Annotated in this window: 16 protein-coding genes and 2 pseudogenes; 3 read left to right on the top strand and 15 right to left on the bottom strand. The window is 67.5% G+C overall.

Annotated elements, in window-relative coordinates; all coding sequences use genetic code 11:
- Nucleotides 1-67 precede the first annotated feature (67 nt).
- Entirely contained in the window at nucleotides 68-2608 is a 2541-nt protein-coding gene (locus AB0E91_RS28665) for a WD40 repeat domain-containing protein (protein ID WP_361787789.1), read from the bottom strand.
- A gap of 195 nt (nucleotides 2609-2803) precedes the next feature.
- On the bottom strand, nucleotides 2804-5380 hold the full coding sequence (locus AB0E91_RS28660; RefSeq protein ID WP_361787787.1) for an ATP-binding protein: 2577 nt from the start codon (nucleotides 5378-5380) through the stop codon (nucleotides 2804-2806).
- Between the two features lie 244 nt (nucleotides 5381-5624).
- Here AB0E91_RS28660 and AB0E91_RS28655 point away from each other — a divergent pair, with 244 nt between their 5' ends.
- Nucleotides 5625-5966, top strand: coding sequence for a hypothetical protein (locus AB0E91_RS28655; protein WP_361787785.1), 342 nt, complete (start codon nucleotides 5625-5627; stop codon nucleotides 5964-5966).
- Between the two features lie 144 nt (nucleotides 5967-6110).
- Here the strand turns inward: AB0E91_RS28655 and AB0E91_RS28650 are convergent.
- From AB0E91_RS28650 to AB0E91_RS28615, 8 genes and pseudogenes are all read right to left on the bottom strand, one after another.
- Nucleotides 6111-6305: pseudogene (locus AB0E91_RS28650) on the bottom strand (hypothetical protein); the annotation flags it as partial.
- Nucleotides 6304-7155: pseudogene (locus tag AB0E91_RS28645) on the bottom strand (DUF6119 family protein). The pseudogenes AB0E91_RS28645 and AB0E91_RS28650, both read right to left, overlap by 2 nt.
- Before the next feature lie 16 nt (nucleotides 7156-7171).
- Nucleotides 7172-7986, bottom strand: a protein-coding gene (locus AB0E91_RS28640; protein WP_361787783.1) for an IS5 family transposase whose coding sequence is annotated in 2 segments (ribosomal slippage) — nucleotides 7172-7629 and nucleotides 7629-7986 — 816 coding nt in all. Because the reading frame shifts where the segments join, the coding sequence is not laid out codon by codon here.
- Between the two features lie 54 nt (nucleotides 7987-8040).
- Complete coding sequence (locus AB0E91_RS28635; RefSeq protein ID WP_361787781.1) at nucleotides 8041-8664, bottom strand: DUF6119 family protein; 624 nt, start codon at nucleotides 8662-8664, stop codon at nucleotides 8041-8043.
- A 241-nt stretch (nucleotides 8665-8905) separates the two neighbouring features.
- Nucleotides 8906-9319 carry a hypothetical protein gene (locus tag AB0E91_RS28630; RefSeq protein ID WP_361787779.1) on the bottom strand — a complete coding sequence of 138 codons (414 nt, stop codon included), beginning with the start codon at nucleotides 9317-9319 and terminating at the stop codon, nucleotides 8906-8908.
- A gap of 89 nt (nucleotides 9320-9408) precedes the next feature.
- On the bottom strand, nucleotides 9409-10269 hold the full coding sequence (locus tag AB0E91_RS28625; RefSeq protein ID WP_361787777.1) for a nucleotidyltransferase domain-containing protein: 861 nt from the start codon (nucleotides 10267-10269) through the stop codon (nucleotides 9409-9411).
- 49 nt (nucleotides 10270-10318) lie between these two features.
- Nucleotides 10319-10819, bottom strand: a complete 501-nt coding sequence (locus AB0E91_RS28620) for a hypothetical protein (RefSeq protein WP_361787775.1) — start codon at nucleotides 10817-10819, stop codon at nucleotides 10319-10321.
- Between the two features lie 55 nt (nucleotides 10820-10874).
- Entirely contained in the window at nucleotides 10875-12251 is a 1377-nt protein-coding gene (locus tag AB0E91_RS28615) for a helix-turn-helix transcriptional regulator (RefSeq protein WP_361787773.1), read from the bottom strand.
- Between the two features lie 549 nt (nucleotides 12252-12800).
- Here AB0E91_RS28615 and AB0E91_RS28610 point away from each other — a divergent pair.
- Nucleotides 12801-13841: a helix-turn-helix transcriptional regulator gene (locus AB0E91_RS28610; RefSeq protein ID WP_361787771.1), complete on the top strand. Its 1041-nt coding sequence runs from the start codon at nucleotides 12801-12803 to the stop codon at nucleotides 13839-13841.
- Nucleotides 13842-13986: 145 nt separating this feature from the next.
- Here the strand turns inward: AB0E91_RS28610 and AB0E91_RS28605 are convergent, their stop codons facing one another.
- From AB0E91_RS28605 to AB0E91_RS28595, 3 genes are all read right to left on the bottom strand, one after another.
- The gene (locus tag AB0E91_RS28605) at nucleotides 13987-14727 is read right to left on the bottom strand and encodes a hypothetical protein (RefSeq protein WP_361787769.1); all 741 of its coding nucleotides are present in this window, start codon (nucleotides 14725-14727) and stop codon (nucleotides 13987-13989) included.
- Nucleotides 14728-14819: 92 nt separating this feature from the next.
- Nucleotides 14820-15212: a hypothetical protein gene (locus AB0E91_RS28600; RefSeq protein ID WP_361787767.1), complete on the bottom strand. Its 393-nt coding sequence runs from the start codon at nucleotides 15210-15212 to the stop codon at nucleotides 14820-14822.
- Nucleotides 15209-15517 carry a hypothetical protein gene (locus AB0E91_RS28595; protein WP_361787765.1) on the bottom strand — a complete coding sequence of 103 codons (309 nt, stop codon included), beginning with the start codon at nucleotides 15515-15517 and terminating at the stop codon, nucleotides 15209-15211. Before AB0E91_RS28595 ends, AB0E91_RS28600 begins: the two co-directional genes overlap by 4 nt.
- A gap of 185 nt (nucleotides 15518-15702) precedes the next feature.
- Here AB0E91_RS28595 and AB0E91_RS28590 point away from each other — a divergent pair, with 185 nt between their 5' ends.
- Nucleotides 15703-16227, top strand: coding sequence for a hypothetical protein (locus AB0E91_RS28590; protein WP_361787763.1), 525 nt, complete (start codon nucleotides 15703-15705; stop codon nucleotides 16225-16227).
- On the opposite strand, the gene AB0E91_RS28585 is transcribed toward AB0E91_RS28590, so the two are convergent.
- Complete coding sequence (locus AB0E91_RS28585) at nucleotides 16178-16975, bottom strand: IS5 family transposase (RefSeq protein ID WP_361787761.1); 798 nt, start codon at nucleotides 16973-16975, stop codon at nucleotides 16178-16180. The genes AB0E91_RS28590 and AB0E91_RS28585 overlap by 50 nt on opposite strands.
- A 1083-nt stretch (nucleotides 16976-18058) precedes the next feature.
- Entirely contained in the window at nucleotides 18059-18598 is a 540-nt protein-coding gene (locus AB0E91_RS28580; RefSeq protein ID WP_361787759.1) for a hypothetical protein, read from the bottom strand.
- Between the last annotated feature and the right edge of the window lie 8 nt (nucleotides 18599-18606).

The raw sequence follows: 18606 nt of genomic DNA, 5'->3' as shown, positions 1-18606 counted from the left end.
ACAACCTTTAAGCGGACCAGGCGGGCGAAGCCCCGGTTCACAGGTGGACGGTCGATGCGGCGAGCCCTCACGGGCTGCCGAAGACGATGGTTGGCCGGCCGTCCTGGCCGTCCTGACCATGAGTGTCGGGCGGGAGCACGGCGAGTGAAGTGACGGGTGCTGCGGTGATCAGTCGCAATATCTCTTCGCCGGTCTGGCAGTCCCAGGCCCGGATGGTGGTGTCGTCCGTGCTGGCGCTGATCAGCAGGGGCTGGAAGTGGGCCGGGTGGTGCAGGACGGTCAGGGCGGTCACTTTCCCTCGGTGGCCTTGCAGAACAGGCAGAGCTTCCCTGCGCGGTGTGGTGGGGTTCCACAGCCTGATGACGCCGTCGGCGCCGCCGGTCGCAAGGAACGGGGCTGGTGCGTCGGGGAGGGTGATGAAGGCCAGGCTGTGCGGGCTTCCGATGCGCTGGGGCAAGCGGGCATGGGCCGGTTGGCCGGGGTGCAGCAGGCGGACGGTGCGGGTGGCCACCGCCAGCAGGGGTGATTCGCCAGCGGGTGCTGCGGCCAGAGCGCGGATGGTGCCGTCGGTGTGCAGTGTGTCCCTGTATGGGGCGTACTCATCGTCGAGGGTGTAGTAGACGAGACAGGAGTTGCTGAACCCTGCGGCCAGGACAGGGGGTTGGGACGGCACGGTCGGCAGGAAGAGCAGGGTGCGGGCATGGCTGCGACGGGTGCGGTCGAACGGTGTCTGCAGGGCATGGTGGTCGCCTTCTTCGGTGAGGATGCGAAGGCTTCCGTCGCTGTAGCCGACGGCAAGGGGCGTGGGACGGTGGCGGGAGGCGTTCTCCGGGGCGGCCAGGGCGGTGATGTGGTGGCCGGGAAGGTCGGGGCCATCGTGCGGGTAGGACGTCGTCTGCCCGGTTGTGGGAGAGATCTCTATGACGGTGTTCGCGTCGTAGCCGCTGATGAGGCGGGGCGGGCCGGCTTGTCGCGGGAGGAGGGTGACATGGTCTGCGTGCTGGTCGGCTCTCGGGTTGTCGTGGGTGTCGTCGCGGGCGGGATCCCAGAGCCGGATGGTTCCGTCCATGGAACCGGACACGACGAGTGGTTCCCTGCCCACCCGCAGGACGGCCAGACCGCGGATGGCCTTGGTGTGTTCGGCGGGCAGAGTGTAGAGCTGTTCTCCGTCGGCGGGGTCGACCAGGGTGATGCTTCCGTCGACACCGCTGCCGAGTACCAGCAACGCGCCGTAGACGGGGTCGGGGAATTGGGCCGTCGAGGCTACTGACCGGCGGATGGGGGCGTGTGGCTGGGGTCGTCTGGTGACGGGGTCGAAGATCCGCACGCCTTTGCCGGAGCGGGAGGCGATCGCCAGACGAGGTTGGCCGTGCCGGTCGGTGAATGCCTGCAGCGCCGAGGTGCCCATGCCCATGCCGGGCAGTTGGCCGGCGCTCTCAAGGGTGTGCGCGTCCAGTAGCGGGATGTGTGAGCCGTCTTCTCCGATGGCCAGCAGCGTCTGGCCGTCGGGCAGGGTGATGGTCTCCAGGGCGTGGACGGTGGCGGGACGGCGGTCAAGCGTGCGAGGGCGTTCGCTCACTATGGCTCCGTTGTAGGGGTCCATCGTGAGCACGCCCTGCGACGTCGCAACGGCCAGCAAGGTGCCCCGGTGCGGGCTGGTGAACAAGGTGAGGGCTCTGATGCGGCCGTCGAGCATATTCCAGATGTGTCCGGTATCCGGGTCGCACCGCCACAGGCCGGCATCGCTGCCCACCACAAGGAGCGGGGCGGTTTCCCTCCGGCCTGCGCTCAGAACGGTCATGGCGCGGGCATAGGGTCCGAGGTTGCTGAAGGGTGCTCCGAAGGGGACTCCGGTGCGGGCGTCCCACATGGTGACGGAGCCGTCGACGTGGCCGGCGGCCACGATGGTCGATTGGTCTGCACTTCGGAAGGTGACGAGCTGGCAGATGCCGCTTTGGGTGCCCGCGAGGATGTTGTTGGGCAGGTGGAGGCGGTTCCAGCGGGGTCCCAGTGATGGCGGCCGGGGCAGGGTGTCGGGGCGCGGCAGGGGTTGGCCGGTGCCGGCGTGTTCGGCCAGTGCCAGGCTGTCGGCCCGGGCGGCGGGTGGGGCGTCGGCCAGGAACGGCTCAATGCGGGACCAGGCGGCCAGGCGCCGGGTGCCGGCCTGAGCGGTGACGGGCAGTCCCAGGGCACCGCGGATGCGGCCGTGAGTTTCGAAGGGCAGGAACGAGGCGGGGATGTGCGCGTCGTCGAGGACACCGCCCGCCTCGGCGTGGGCGATCAGGTGACGGCGTAGGTAGGGGTGCGGGGGCTGCTGGGGTGCGGCCTCAAGGAGACGAGCAAAAGCCTGGGTCAGATGGGCGTGTACCTGCACACTGCCGGTGTCGGGGGTGCCGTCGAAACCGGGCAGGATCTGCTCGATGAGCAGGGTGTGGGGGGCGGTGCGCAGGGTTTCGCTGACGCGTTCGTGGATAGGCCGGTAGACGGCTCGGCCGTATTCGACGGCGGTCGTCAGATATCCGGTGAGGCGGCTGTTGCGCACCAGCCGGATGGTCGCTTCCGGGGTGTCGCAGCCGGGTTCGAGGCCGCGGACGGCGGCCGGCGACACGGTCGCCCAGGGCAGTCCGGCGCCCAGCGCGAATGCCGTGGCGCGCAGGACAGCCAGGAGGTCCTCGGGCCTGGTGCGGGTGTGCCGGGCGACGTCCGCGAGGTCCTGTCGCAGCAGTTCCTTGGTTCCCTCGCGTAGTTGGCGGCGCCATCGGAAGTCGGACGGCGCGGGCAGGAAGGTGCGGACATGCAGTTGTTAGGCGGCCAGCCGAGCGTCCAGGAAGGAAGGAGTGACCTCCTGTGCGATGGCGGCGGCGACCTCGGCAATGGGCTGGTCACTGCGGTGGGCCAGCCGGGATCCCGTGGCGGGTTCGGCGTGCAGCAGGGCTGCGGTGTAAACGGCGATGTCCTCTTGGGCACTGTCGTCGTCGGTGCGCAGCGGGGCGGCTGCGTGGGTGGCCTGGCGGAGCAAGTCGAGGAGGCCCCGTTCGGCGTGTGTGTCCCTGACCGGGAGAGTGTGGCGGGAGGGGGGTGGTGAGCTGCGGATGCCGAGGATGAGCCGGACCGCGTTTTGGCCGTCGCTGTGCAGGGCGGCGAGGGGGCCCAGGACGTCGGTGATGATGCGACGCGGGGTTCTCGCTTCGTCGATGCCGTCGACGACCACGGTGAGCGGCCGGCCGGTGCGGGCCAGGGTGGTGCGGGCATGGCCGCGCAGCAGCTCAGAGGTGTCCGTGCCGGCCGGCACGGGCTGGCCGGTGAGTGCCCGATAGAGCGCGGCGGACAGTTCCAGCGGGTCGGTGTTGCGGGCCAGCACCGCGGCGTCGATGGCGCCGATGGGCACCCGCAGTTCTTCTGGGATCGCCTCCAGGTAGGGGCGGTAGGCGGGGTTGTCGCAAAAGCGCGGGTCGCTGAGGGTGACCAGGCGGGCGAGCAGCGCGCTTTTGCCGGTGCCGGCTTGCCCGGTGACGATGAGCGTGCTGTCGCTGCCGGCGAGAAAGGCGTTCATGCGGGTGACGAGTGCGGTGCGGTCGGTGAAGTACCAGCCTGCATCACCGGACATCTGGCCGCTGGCCCTGGTGATCCAGTAGTCATCGATGTCGGGCCGTGTCCATCCGAGTTGGCTGCGGGCATCTTCCAGCAGGGTGGTGTCGGTATGGCCGGGGTTGGGCAGGCAGGGGCTCAGCTCACGGGCGGCGAGGCGACGGCTAGCGCTGCGAGGCGGCCACAGGACGTGAAGGTCGGCCATCTGCGCCGGATCCCACACCGTGTCCAGGATGGTGTGAAAGTCTTCCCAGCTCAGGTGAGAGCGGGCGTATCCGTTGGCTTCGTCGGCGCAGTGCGCGTGGACGGCCGCCAGGGCGGCGGTGAAGGCGCGCAGGCGGGGTGTGCTGTCTTCGTTGCCTGCGGCCAGGACGACCAGCGAGCTCAGGGCGTGCCGGTCGGGGTGCAGGGGCTTCAGGGTGCGGTCGAGTTCTTCGGCGAGGCGGCCGGAGAAGCATGAGTCGACCATGACCAGCACGTGCTCGGCCGGAGAGTCGAGGGCTGCCGCGATGAGTTCGGCTGTGGGGAACGCGGTGGCCAGGGGCCGGTCGGTGTGGGTGTCGGGCAGACGGAGGAAGTGCTGTGGTCCCGCAGGGGCCAGGCCGTGGCCGGTGAGGTAGATGACGAGGGCTTCGTCGTCGGATGCGTCGATGAGGTTCTCGTCGATGAGGAACGTTCTCAGATCATGGACGCTTTGCAGGGGTTTGGGCGGGTGGGAAGGTTCGAAGCGGCGCTGGTCGTCCAGGTGAGGGCTGTTCCACCAGTCTTCGACGACGGCGACCTGGGCGTCGATCCCGTCGCGGAAGGCCCTGCGTTTGGCCGGGGTGCCGTCGTCGTAGTCGCTGACGGCGATCACAAGGAGGCGGCGCTCGGAGGTGGCGAAAGCGTGCTCGTCGGTCATGACCAGGTGTCGGTGACGGCGCGGGCGACGGGGAGGGTACCGCAGGTACTTGACGGCGGCATGCGGGTCAAGGCGGCCGTTGTCGACCTCGACGTCCCTGACCTGGTCCGTCGTCAGGGCCAGGCCAGCGGCGCCGGTGACGGCATCGTCCGGGTCGAACACGTTGATCCACCGCAGGCGGGGCGCGATCTGCGTCAGTCGCCCGTCGGTGATGCCCATGCCCCGCTGGACAGTGGGGATGGCCAGGGGCGAACCGCAGGTGACGAAGGTGTGCACGGCACCACCCGCCGTGCCGCGCGCGGCGATCTCCTCGTGGCGGAGAAGGTCGTAGGCGATCACGCTGCCCAGGGAGTGGCCGATCAGGACCGTGGTGTGCGCGTCGGCGCTCTCCAGGATGTGTTTGCGGACCAGGCTGGCCAGGTCCGGTTCGGCCAGGTAGGTGTGGACCTCGCGCAGGGACAGAATGAGTTTGCTGGCCCGGCCGCCGGGCTTGCGCCGGTCGTAGGCGATCGCACGCCGGGTGATGCTCGGCGGCACCTTGGGCAGTCCGAGGGTCGTGGGGTCGACCTGCGCGGCGTAGGCGCGTTCCTGCCGGGTGAGCAGGTCGTCCAGTGCCTGGACGATGAACGCCTCCTCGTCCGCGGTGAACGGTGTCGCGTCGTCAGGGAACGCCTCCCTCGTGCTCAGCCCGCCCTCGTCATCGGCCAGGAGGGCCGACCAGTGCGGCACCTTCAGCACCGGGGCCAGCATGCTCGCCGCCGTGGGCGTTGCGCCGCCGTGGAGCAGTTTCACACCGCGATCGAGGGCATCGCGCCAGCTCTTGGTCAGCTCCCGCTGCGATGTCTTGCCCTGCCCGATCCCGTGCACCCCGAGCACGTACTGCTGCCCCACCCGCCCCCGCCCTCTCCCCTTGGCCTGCTGTGCTGAGAGGACACTCTACGGGTGCGACCGCATCCCAACCGGAGCACCAACCCCTCTCACGTGGGGAGTTACAGCAAGGGCGGCTTCGTAGAGTGTGTAGCCCTCCCCCGCCAACGAGCCACGCGCACCGGCTACCACCCCCAGCCGGCGGAGCAGCAGTACGCAGGCCCGGCGCACCCACTTGTGCAAACCCAGAGCCGACGCGCCAAGGAAGATGAACCCTGTGCACGACGACCCCAACTCCATCGCAGCGTTGCTGCGAGCGAGGTGTCGACGACGACTACCCGCCAGCCTGAACGAGTCGGTCGGACCCGAGCACGGGAGGGTGGACCTGCCGCTGCACATCGCGTGGTCCGGACTGCGCACCCTCGATCTCGACCTGCCGCGCCAGCGCATGAGCCTGTACAGAACAGTGCTCGCCGAAGGCATGCGTGACGACCTGTGCCGCTTCCTCAACTGGAACATCCTGCGTGAGCTGTGGCCAGTGCTCCACAAGCTCATCAGCAGAGCCATCAAGGACGTCTGGGAGGAGGCATTCCCTGAACTGCGTCCATGATCACCTTCCGGAGCGCTCCCCCAGCACGCCGCAATAGGCGTTCTCACCACAACTGCGGCAGGCTCACCCAACCTGCAGGACCGCAGGTCAAACGGCCCAAGCAGGGTCCAGAACCCGTCGCAAGCCATCTGCGGCACCGCAGGATCAACGGCGCAACAACGGTGCGACCTCACGCCGTCTGACCGCTTGGAGCAGCGAGACCTGGGCGAAGGCGAACAGTGAGTCGACGCGGATGTCCTGGCCGTCCTTCAAGAGGATCCCGAAGACCACCCGGAGTGTGCCGAAGTCGTGGAGCAGGCGATGGTCCGGCGTGTGCGCGGCCACCTGTTCCAGGAATTTAGTCCGTACGTCGAGTCGCTGCGCAGCGTCTCGACGGCGACCACGCCCTGGGCGAAGAGGTGGTTGAGGGGGCTGTGCTGGCGGGTGCCTTCTTGATGCAGATCAGCTGGTTCTCGGGGCCGAGGACGTCGCAGATCTCCAGTCCCCCTCCTCTGAATTTCTCCGTGACGATGTCCTTTTTGTCGAATAGGAGATACCCGTCGGGCTTCGCTGCCTGGTGGTTGAACCAGTCCTCGTCGTGAGAGTCGTGGCCCTTGGAGTTGGGCGGACCCTTGGGCCACGGCGGCAGGGTTATTGTCTGCGGCTGGGAGAACAGGGCGGCGAGTTCTTCCTCCAGGGTCTCGAGGAAGCCGGCCCCTACCTAGAACCATTTGCCGTTGCCGTAGAAGAGACGGTCGGTGCCCATCGTGATGTCGGCGATGAGCCACTCTTTTCCGTTGGTGGTGACGCCTGCCGGTGTCTGGTAGTCGTCGTCGCTGAACATGGTGACCCGTACGTCGCCGAGAGCCTTGAGTCGTTCTCCTTCGGGCTTGTCCTGTACGAGCTGCAGCAGGTGGTTCAGTTCGAGGTCGCTTGTCTCGATCGTGCGGGCGTCTCGTCTGGCGCGGAACGCCTGGGCCGAGCTATAGCTTTCCTGGCATGAGTCGGGGATCCCGATGGTCAGGCGGGGGCTGTCCGGGTCCGTGAGGTGCGTTTCCAGGACCGCCTGGGCCTCCACGGCCTTGTGGCTGCGGTTGTCGAGGGTGTGGACCCTGCTGACAAAACGCAGTTGCGGCAGCGGATCGGGCTTCGAGCAGACGTCTTCGATCGTCTGGAGGTCGCTCAGGAACTGTTCCACGGCGGTGGCCAGGGGGAGCTTAGAGGAGCTAACACAAAGCCTGGACGCGTCGGTAGGTGATCACGCAGCAGGCCAGTTTCAGGAACGCTTCGTGGATGTCGTCGCGGATGTCCCACCGGATCCGTAGCCGCCGGAAGCTGTGGATCCAGGCGTTCGTGCGCTCGACCACCCACCTCACCGTGCCCAGCCCGGAGCCGTGCGGCACACCACGGCGGGCGATGACCGGCTTGATGCCGCGCTTCCACAGCAGACGCCGGTACTTGTCGTAGTCGTAGCCGCGGTCGGCGAACAGCTGCTGGGGGCGGTGGCGCGGGCGGCCGGTTGCCCCACGGATGCGCGGGACCGCGTCCAGCAGCGGCAGGAGCTGGGTGACGTCATGCCGGTTGCCGCCGGTCAGTGTGATGGCCAGCGGGGTGCCCAGGCCATCGGTGATCACGTGGTGCTTGGAGCCCGGTCGGGCGCGGTCGACCGGGCTCGGCCCCGTTTTGGGCCGCCCCGACGGGCTTGGTGGTGCGAGCCGTCGATCACCGCCCGGGACCAGTCCAGCTTCCCGGCACGGTGCAGCTCGGTCAGCAGCACCTGGTGCAGCCGGTCCCGCACGCCGGCCTCGTGCCAGTCCCGCAACCGCCGCCAGCAGGTCATCCCGGAGCCGAAACCAAGCTCCTGCGGCAGCCACTCCCACTGGATCCCGGTGTGCAGCACGAACAGGATGCCCTGCAGGCACCTGCGGTCATCCAGCGGCAGCCGTCCGGGATTATGCGACCGGCGCTGCCTGAGCGGAAGCAGCGGCTCGATCCGCCCCCAGAGGTCGTCCGACACCACCCACGGCGGTCCCTTCCCCATGCTTCATTCAACGAGCCGCCGAGGAAGGGGACATGCCCTCACAAGAGCATTCTGTTAGCTCTTCTTAATGGTGGCCTGTGAGCACTCAACGCGGATCTGTCGTGTCCTGCCGGTCTCCAGGGAGGTCAGTGACAGTCCGCTGACGGTGCCGCAGATGCGGCGGACGACGGCACCAAAGCGGTCCAGGCCGAAGTCGTCGATCCGCTCGCCCCGTGACACCGAGTACTCGTCGACGCGGCCTCTGCCGTCCATGATCTGGTTGCGGATTTTGATGACCCCGTCGTCGTTGAGGCAGCGGGTTGCGAACTCCAGTCCGAACTCGTCGTCACGGAAGTAGGGATCCAGCATGTGCTGCCCTACCCCGTAACTCAGCGCGTAGGTGCCACCGCCGGTGCGTATGAGGATGAGTCCCGCCGCGGCCCGGCTGCGTTCGTTGACTTCCAGTCCGGTGATGGATTCCACCGCGCTGCACCAGTCGGCGCGCCCTCGGGGAACGCCTCCGGTGATCAGCAGGCCTTCCATCCCCTGGCGGGTGAACTCCCTGGCCTGGTAATCCTCACTGTCGAGGTATCTCTCGCGGACGAACTTGTGCAATTCCGGGGTAGTGCCCTCGGGAGGTTTGAGTCGGTGGAGGGTGGACTTACGGGTGGCGGATCGGGATGTGCGAGTACTGCTCACGACGGCCTCCCCATGCGCGAAGCACTTGAAGACACCACGAAAGCAGACAGGGTGCCGTCTTCACCGCCGAACAGATCTATCCGGCTCATGGGGAAGGCCGGACTCCCGGGAAGCTGCACGGCCTCCGCCCGGCGTCACCGGACCGGCCGGGACCGTCTGCTGGCGAGATGCCCCGTCTCATGCGGCAGCCGGTGAACGGGGGCCGTTGCATTCGGCCGCTCAGCATTCGGGCCGGGGTGGTTCACGGTGTCCAGAAGATTCTCTGCCCGCGACCGCGGATCGCGCGCCACTGCGGCACCGCGACCCTGCCTTCTGCTGCGCGGACCCATCGCCCGCGGAGGGCACGGTGAATGACGTCGTCGAGGACGTGCCAGTCCGTTTGGTGCCCGCAGCGGCCACACGTGTTCGGGTTAAAGCTGCGCCCCCGCTGCCAGGCGGGGCGGTCGTGCAGTTGCGCGGCCAGGTCCATGGTGTCGCCGGTGGGGTCGGCCAGGATCCGGCGTGCCACATCGACGGCTTCGGGAAAGTCGGTCGTGCTGAACTCGCTGCCGTCCGGCCGGTGCGAAGGCAGTAGCCCGAACACCCACCACAAGGGCATCGAGCACTGCTGACACGGCATGTCGAATGCGAACACGTCCACCCGCAGCGTACTCACCCGACACCACCTCCTTCCCCATCACCCTGACACACCCCGGTCCACGTCCTGCGCGCGGCCCTGCAGCTCACCCGGGTGTGGGTGTTGCGTCATCGGCGGGGCAGAGCGGAGCGGTCCTGGACGGTGATGTGGAGAGTGTGCAGGGGCTGGGTCCGTGTGGGGCGGACGACCTCGAACCAGTCAGTGCCCTCCTGCAGGTGGCGGGGGATACGGCGGTAGTGGCTCCAGCCGAATCCGATGCCGGTCTGCCATGCGGTGTCGCTGTAACGGCTGCCGATGACCGGTTCCCCGTGCAGGTAGACGGAGTCGAGGGGGCGGGAGGCGGCTTCGAGATGAGCGAGGACGGCTGCTGCTGCGCGGCGTAGCGGGCTAGTGTCGCTCCAGCGGGTGAGGGCTGCGAGGGCTGCGGGATGGGCGGGTTCGGCGTTGGGGAGCTGGAGTTGGCGGATGGTGGCCGCCTTGCGGTCGACGAGGTCGGTGAGATCGATGCGGACCGGGCGCGGGACCCAGCGGTCGATGCCGTCGAAGTCTTCGATCATGTGGTCGCGTGGGGCACGGCCTGCCTCGGGGTCGGGGGTGATGGCGGCGAGCCGGGTGCGGGCGGTGTCGACGGGTTCGCCGCGGGTCCACAGCAAGGTCAGTTCGAAACCTTCCGCTTCGAGGGTCTTGCGTTCGCGGAAGTGGATCTGTAGGCCGCGGCTGTTGCCTTTCAGGGCGCGTTTCATCGAGGCGGAGGGGTCGCGGCCGTAGGACAGGGCGTGGAGGAACTCGGAGGTGAGGCGGTCGTCGGTGCGGTGCTCCACGACCAGGTCGACGTCTGAGGGGTTCAGTGCGCCGCGTGCGTAGGAGCCGAAGACGAGGATCTCGTCGACGAGGTCCAGCGGCCAGCCTCCTTCCTCCAGCCGGTCGAGCATGTCGTTCAGGAGCGTGGTGGCGCGCTCGCGTTTCACGGAAAACCTCCGCTGGTCGTCGGGTACCGGTTGGCGTGGGCGTGTGGTGTCAGCCGGTCTGCCGCGGGGTGGCAGGGGTCCGGGAGATGATCGTGCTGAGGGTCCCGGTGTAGGTGGTGCCCAGTTCGGTCACAGTCCCGGGGAAGGGGCCCGGGCCGTGGCGCAGGGCGCTGACGTAGTTCTCGGGCAGGAGCACACGGTCGCCGACCTCGAGCGTGCCGGGGCCGTCCCAGCGGTATCCGTAGCCGTCGACGGTGACGGTCTGGTGGCCGTCGACTTCGAAGCGGCGGTTCTTGGCGTCGAGTTCTTCCCGCAGGGTCCATACCTGGTGCTCAAGGTGTTCGACCTGCGCGGTCTCGGCCCGCTGTCTCCACTCCCTTTCCTGCGCCCGGCCGGCCTGAAGGCCCTGCTCATAGGCCTCCACGAGGGCTTTTTCGTGGTCGGTGGTGTGCAGTTTGCAGGCGAAGCCCGGACCTGAGAACTGCGCACGGCAGGGAGCGCCGGACTTGGTGGGGCGCCCGCAGAGCCGGTGATGTATCTCTTCGAACAATGCGGATTCCTCACATAGTGGTGGAGTGGCGGCAGGGGCGTGCGGCGGGTGCGTCCTACAGGGTGGTCGGCAGTGAGATCACCGGCTGGGAGATGGCCTGCGGGATACAGGCGGGAGGGGTGCGAGTCGCCTGACTGTAGGTCAGGGTGAGGAGTTGGAGGTAGTTGAGGGAGACGGGGCGTCCGGGGAGCTTGCCGGTGGCCTGCTCGAAGCGCTGGAGTGTGGCGGGCTTGATGCCGAGGTGGCCGGCGGCGGCGTGGAGGTCGAGTCCTGCGGCTTCGCGGGCTTCCCGGAGGAGTTCGGCATTGTCGTGCCAGACCTGCGGCGCCCTCTCAGTGGTCTGCCGGGCGACAGATGCCCGGGCAGCGGCAAGAGCGGTCTGGATTCGGTCGTCACGGGGTCCGAGGAGGAACCGGGCTAGCCGAGCGGCACCGGCCGCGTGGTCGACGCCCTCACTCCAGGGCTGAGAGGCTTCCTCGTATACGCGGCCTCGGGCCTTGGCGCAGTCCTCGCGCTCACCGGGGTCGGCGCCGTAGGTGTGGTGCCGGTCGCTGGTGCAGGGCAGCGTGCTGTCCTTCGCGAGGTCCATGTCACGGAACTCGTCGTCGGTCTCGATCTCGTCGATGACCGCCCGGACCTGCTGGCGTTCCTGCGGGCCCAGGACGCTCGCGAGTGCCTCCGCGGCGGCCTGGACCTCGGGCCGGCCGGCGGGCTCGAAGCCGCCGCCCCAGGCGTGGGATGCGCGCTCTCCCTCCGCCCTCTGGAAGGCCACGTCGATGGCTTCGAAGGTATGCGGGCTCCAGGCCTGCATCATCAGGATGATTTCCCGCAAGGCGCCCCGGGCAGCCAGCTCCGTCTCCTGGACGGTATTGCTGCTGTGTCGGCGCCGGTTTCCGGTCATCCAGTCGATGAAGGCCTCAGGCCGGCGGGAGTCGGGCGGTTGCGTCTCCGCGAACCAGTGCGCCGCCCTCACGACACAGGCGTGCGCGTGCTGGATGGCGGCGTACCAGCCGAACAGCGCCTCGCGGTAGTCATCCACGTGCCGGTCCTCGGCAAAGGTGCCGGTCTTGGTGCGGCAGTGCTGCGGGCATTCCGCCGCGCTCACCCGGTACAGGGCGGCGCGGGTCTCGGGGAACGTCAGCAGCGCGGTGTTCAGGTGCTCATATTTGGGGCCGCGGTTTCGGCGCTTTTCGAGCCCGTGGTCGAGGAAGACGTGGAAGCGGGGTTCCTCACGCCAGTGGGCCGCAGCGCGGCGGACACAGACGTCGTTCTGCCACGCTCCGGTCGCGATGACCTCCCGCAACGCCGAAGCCATGTCCCGCCGTAGTGCCGAACCCCATGCGATCAGGACCGGCAGGCACTGAGGATCGTTCCCCAGCGCGGACATCATCAGATTGACGTCATCGTGACGGTGAAGATGACGCTGGAACACGAACGCCCCCTATTGACGCAGCAGACCCCCGGCCCTGGCACCCCTCCGCAAGGGCGTGGAGCGCAGTGCCTTCATCCTGCACCAGGGGTCGGACATCCAGCCCCGCAATCTGCCGGTCTGCCCAGCTGAGCGTCATGCGGAGGCCGAGGTAACAGCCCTGTCCGCAGCGCATGGAGGCTGAAGAGCACACGCAGGTTTTCCCCACCGGGTTGCCGACCACCGGACGTCGGCAGTTCTTCTCGTCAGATAGCCGGCACGTGGCCTGCCTGGTTCGGATTGGCACGTGCCGAGATTCCCTTTCTCCCTGCGCACCGCATCGTGTCCGCGGCGTCCTCGGGAGAGCGCCAGACAGCGGCATCCCCCTCTCCCGTCCCGCGCGCGCTGAGATTCAGGTCCAGCCCTGCCCGAGATTCCGTGCCGGCCCGGTGTTCCGGTCGGCCGTCCCGTCCCTGTCCTGCACCACAACCAACTCACACCCAACATCAAATGAGCACCCAATGAGTGCTAATCTCAATGGAGATTACCTGTCGGACACGCGAAGGGGCGAGCATGGCCAAGGAATCGCCGAACAACGCGGTGAAGCGGCGCCGTGCCCAGCTGAACCTCACACAGCAGGAGACTGCTCGGCGCGCTGACGTATCTCTGGCGACCTGGCGGCGCTTCGAGAACAGCGCAGACAGTGCCAGCGCGCTGGACGGGTTCCGGGCGGACAACCTGCAAGGATTCGCCCGGGCGCTGAAGCTCAGCGTCACGGCGCTGAGGCAACTGACTGATGCCGAGGCCACTCCAGAGGCCGAAGATCGCGTCGAGATCGACCAGTCGGTCAGCGATGTCGTGCAGTTGTTCAACAGGTCTTTCACCGGTGAGCCGCTCACCCCGGCAGACGCCATGGCCCTGGCCAACACCGTCGACTTCTCCGATTTCGCCCCCACCCGGGACGGCAAGCTGCACCTGGACACCTCGTTCAACTACGAGTTCGCCGCCTACCTGAAAGGCGAGGCGACAATCCGGGACGTCGGCCTCCTGCGCGAGCTGCCTGAACTGGCTCTCACCCAGGTCAACAACCACTGGCTGGTGCGCATGGGTGAGCGCATCATGCGGATCGGCAGCGAACTGGGGAAAGGGCGTATCCCGCGTCCTCAGTGCCTGGCCGACGAGTACGCCCTGTGGATCGTCATCCAGAACACCGACCCGCCTCAGATCGGCGACGTCCTTGACATGTTCCCCGGACTTCGGAACGCGGATGACGTGTTCGGCTACGACCCCGATGCCGACGAACCCGATGACGAGCACGCGATCCGGGAGGACTGGATGAACCGCATGGTGGGCGGCCTCCTCCCGCCGGACGAAAGTCACGGCCACCGGCGGTATGACCTGACACTCATGGAGGCGTACGGACAAGGCGTCTACGACCCCGGCGACCCCCGTCACCCTCTTCGCTGGTTCGACCGGGACGACCTGCGTGAACGGTGCACATCCGAGCTGGCCTTCGTCAGACTGCCGAAAGAGGAACAGGAGGCCCGGACCGCCGAAGCACTCAACCGCATGTCGGAATTGCTGCGACCGGGAACAGCCGACAACTCCCACTGACCACAGCGGTTCACCCAGGCCACACCCCCAGGTGCCGCTCCTCTTCTCCGTCCCACCGGGCAGTCCACACCAGGCCACGGCGGGCGGGTGCACCACGGACGGCGGCGCCCACTGCGTGGGCATAGCCGCTGTTTCCCGCCTAGGCTTAGAGTGTCGGGCGCGGTGATCTCAGGATCGGGTTCCAGGCGAACCAGTCCAGGGTTCCGGCGCCCAGTTCCCACGGGGACTCCAGCAGCAGTTTCCGGGTCGCCTCAAGGTCCGCGGTGACGGGAGCGGGAGCGGAACCGATACGAGTCATCAAGTCGCCCCGGGCGTCCCAGAACTCCTCGTCCTCGCCGCGCAGTCGGCGTATCGCCGCGTCCACGCAGGCAGGCCATTTCGGCATACCGTAGTGATCGTCGTGGGTCCCGATCCGGGGAGCGCCAGCGAAGACGAGGAAGTCGTCCGCCGGCAGGATCTTCTCGAAGTGCCTGAACATGTCGATGCGCTGTTTCACCTGCTTCTTGATCTCCCCGAGGAATCCCCAGCCGAACTCCGTCAGGGTCCTCTCGCATCCCGGCCAGACCATGTCCCGGTCCAGGACCAGGTCCTCCAGCTCGTAGAGACGGAACTGGTCGTCGGAGCCCAGGACGTCGAAGGCCTGCCGGGTGAGCCAAGTGTTGCGGGCGAACATCGTCCCGTCACGCAATGCCTTGCGACGGCTGGTCGGCCGGGAGGCGTGCGCGTCCTCGATCGGACCGTTGCGCCACACGGACAGGACGAGCCCATGAGCCGCCGCCCACCGCAGTCCGTCCTGCGCCGTGAAGACGCCCATCTCCTCAAGGCGCTGCCGCGCCCAGTCCAGCGCATCCTGAATGTCCTCGCCCACCGGCTCGCTCTCCCCCATGGCTCCCCACTTCCCTCTCTTTCTTCGGTGTTCGTGTCATCCGCGATGTGGCGCCTGAAGTTGAGACCAGAACATACGCGGGCCTCGCCGACTCACTCCGGTGCCCCTTCCGCGGCAGCCGTGGCGTCCGGCAGGCCGCTCTCAGGCGGATGGGGGCAGTTGGAAGGCCTGCCGAGCGCGCGCAGTTCAGCGCGGCGGGCCTGCATGAGCTCCTCCGGCTGGCGCAGGGCGGTGTCCAGGAGCCACACCCCGCGGCGGAACGGCTGGAAGCCGATGCTCTCCCACAGTGCGGCGATCTCCTTCTTCGCCTGGAGCCGATAGGTCTCGGTGACTTGCTCACGGTCCTCGGGATACTCGCCCATGCCGGGAAACACCGCTACCGCGCAACAGCCCCCGGACAGGCGGCGGATCGCCTCGGCAGCCAGAGCCGGGCCCAGCCCGAAACCCCTCCACGCCTTGTCGAGGCTGACGCGGTCGAGGATCAACAGATCACCAACGGGATGCGTGACCCTTTCTCGAACACGGCGCTGTAGCCGGTGCGTCCGGAACGGCCAAGGACGGCGGAGACAATGACCTCAAGATCGCCGGACTCGGCGTCCGCCGCCTCCCACCGGTTGTCGCCGGTGCAGTCACGCAGCCTCCACAGGATGAGGTGCCCGATCTTGGAGTCCGCCGCCGGGGCGTGACCGCCCCCGTCCCCTTCTTCGGCTTCCCACTCCTCGTCGCCCGCTATCCCATAAGTGACCGCGACATGCCAGGGTTCCAGGGTGTCCTCGTAGTCGTAAGGCACCGCGGGATGTCCATGGCTGTAATGGAGGTGAAGACGGGCGGGATCGCCCGGGAGTTCAGTGACCAACCGTGTAGTAGCTGTTGTCGTTCCGAACCTGAGGGCGACGTTTTCGCTGGTCAGGCATAGGGGTGGTGGTTCCGTGGGAGTGGTGGCCTGTCGTGTTGCCGCTCTCGGGGAGGCCGTGGATGCCGTCGGTCGTGGGACTGCTGGAACAGTACGAGCGCGTCGCTCGTCGTCGGGTCGACGGACTGCGAGAGGAGGCAGACCGTATCCAGGCCGAACTGGCCGCGGCCGAGAAGGAATGGCAGGAGTGGTCGATCGCCCGTCGGCGGGTCGACACGGTGCTGGCTGCGGACGGCGGCGACACCGCTGACGTGAAGGCCGCCCCGGGTGCGGTGCCGCCCCGTGATGCGGCGAAGACGAAATCACGGGTGCCTGTGTCGCGTGAGGGAATGACCTGGTCGGTGCTGTCGGTGGACTACCAGCGCATCCTCACCGTGCTCGCGGACCGGGCCCGGCTCCATCAAGGGCCGCTGACCTGCCAGGAGATGGCTGCCGCGTTCGGCATGGACGTGGTGCCGGCACGGGTGGAAGCTTTGCGGTCGAAGGCGAAACGCCTCGTCGCTCGTGGTTGGCTGGCCGAGACCGCGCCGGGCCGGTTCACGCCGGCTCCGGGCGTGAACGTCGTCGGGCAAGACGGCGGGTCATGAGCAGGATCATCGACCAGTAGATCACCGCTTCGGCGCTGGTGGTGCGGCGTTCGTAGTCGCGTGCCAGGCGACGGGTGCGCATCAGGTGGGCGAAGAACCGCTCGACGATCCATCGCTTGGGCAGCACCACGAAGCCCTTCTGGTCGTCGCTGCGTCTGACGACCGTCAGCACCAGTGCGAGCGTGGTCAGGCAGTGATCCACGAGCACGCCGGTGTAGCCGCCGTCGGCCCAGACGAGGGCGAGCCGGTGGTGCGTATCGGTCACCCGCCCGAGCAGGACTCGCGCGGCGGCGCGGTCGCCGATGTCCGCGGCGGTGACCATCATGTCCAGCAGTAGGCCAAGGGTGTCGACCACGACGTGCCGCTTGCGCCCGTTGACGAGCTTCCCGCCGTCGAACCCGCGGCTGTCCGACCCGACGACAGCGTCCGCTTTGACGGACTGCGAGTCGATCACCCCGGCCGTCGGCTCGGCATCCCGGTCCAGATCGGTGCGGACCTGCCCGCGCAGCCGGTCGTGGAACTCCTTGACCAGGCCGTGGTCACGCCAGCGGCGAAAGAACGCATAGACCCGGTCCCACGGTGGGAAGTCGGCCGGCACCGCCCGCCACTTGATGCCGTTGTCGACCAGGTAGCGGATCGCATCGAGTATCGCGCGGTGGCAGTACGCCTCCGGCTGCCCGCCCCGGCCACGCATCCAGCCCGGCACCGGCAGCAGCGGCCGGACCACGGCCCACTCCGAGTCCGTCATGTCCGAGGGATACCGCCGAACACGTTCCGGGTGAGCGACACAATCACACCTCGGTGCAGCCGAGTTGAACTCCAGCGGCGCGAGCGCGTACAACTGCGGCAACAGGGTCTCCTGGAACTCGGTTGGCTTCGCAACCCCGAGCTACCAAGAGGCCCTGTACTCATGCCCGCAGACAGCCGCGATCACCCGATCGAGACTCCCGTTCGACACACACCCTTCAAGATCGGAACGACAACAGCTACTGAGGCATCGCTGATGTCATGACAGAGAGACTAGGAGCAGGCACTGACATCCCACCGAGAAACGGCACGAACAAGACCATGGGCCGGGACTGGTCCCCTTTTGGGCTGAGCACCTGCCCCGCTTCTTGACCGAGCCGTTCGCGTCACCAGTGCCACGACATACCGAGCCCGTCACTTGACGCCGGATCTGCCAGCTCGTCCATTCAACCGCCGTGCAGATCAGCAACTCCGCACGGCAGCGGCCCAGCCAACGAGACGACACCAGCGGAGACGCACTGTCGGCACCTGTGGCACCTCACCAAGCCGTCGGCCGGGCAGTGGAGAAGGTCGCAACCACAGCGCTCCATCGATCATCACTACCGGCGGCTCCGCAACGCTGAGCAACCCACGCTCGCATTGAGCAGATCCAAGAAAACTGCAGGTCAAATGACGCAAGTCGACGCAACGTGAAATATTACCCATCAGTAGATCTCAGCGCGTCCGCCTCACCAAACCGAGCAACGCCCAGGTCAGCCTCGAAGGACTGCTCACTTCAAGGAGGGCCGCAACAGCTCCCCCGCCATGCTGCCCACGAACAACCGGCCGCGGCTGAGCCCCCCCGGCGGGCGCCCTTGCCTCTCGCCGTAGTCGGCCGCAGACGCGATCCGAGCGCTACGGATATCTCCGAACACAGCCAGTCCTGATGAACCTCCACCCGGCCCAGGAACCCTCACTCCAAGATGGGGCCTTCTCCCACCTTGCAGGCCAAGCGCTATTGAACATCCGCTTCAGCGTCTCTCAGCTGCCCACATCTACACAGGCCAGGCCGAGAACACAGCTTCACCATGAACGAGAAGGCACACTAAGGCCCAGTGTCGGCGTAAAGAGTGATCTGGACCGCCAGAGCGGCGACGGCCACGACCTCAAGCAGGGAGACGACAAGCGGGACGGCCGCGCCCGCTCCGTAGACCCAGAAGGCAGTCAAAGCCGCCAGCGGTACCGCGGCAAAAGCGGTGAGATCCACCGCGCACTGGATTACCTTGCGCTGGGCCCGGCGGGTATCGCGTCGGTGCGCCGCCTCCCATCCGAAGAGGCTTTCCGGTTCCCCTGCGAGTGCGCTCAGACGGGGCCCGAGATCGGTCCGTATGTAGCGGCCGATCGCGCTGATCTTCTCGTCGTTCACCAGGTATGTCCACCCCAGGACGGACGTGGCGGCGGGCAGTGCCAGCAGCAGTTCGGCGTGGCGTGTCTGGGCAGCGCCGATCAGTACCGTCACCATCGCGGCCAGGGTGACGTAGAGGAGGTTGTCCCGGAAACCTATCCGGGTCTTCTGTTCTTCCTTCACTCTGTCGTACTCAGCCAGGATCAGCTTGCCAATGGTGATGTCATCTGTGGCTGTCACGCCTGGTC

The sequence above is a fragment of the Streptomyces sp. NPDC026659 genome (genome assembly GCF_040638245.1).
Classification (GTDB): Bacteria; Actinomycetota; Actinomycetes; order Streptomycetales; family Streptomycetaceae; genus Streptomyces.
This window is presented reverse-complemented; position numbering and strand designations above follow the sequence as displayed.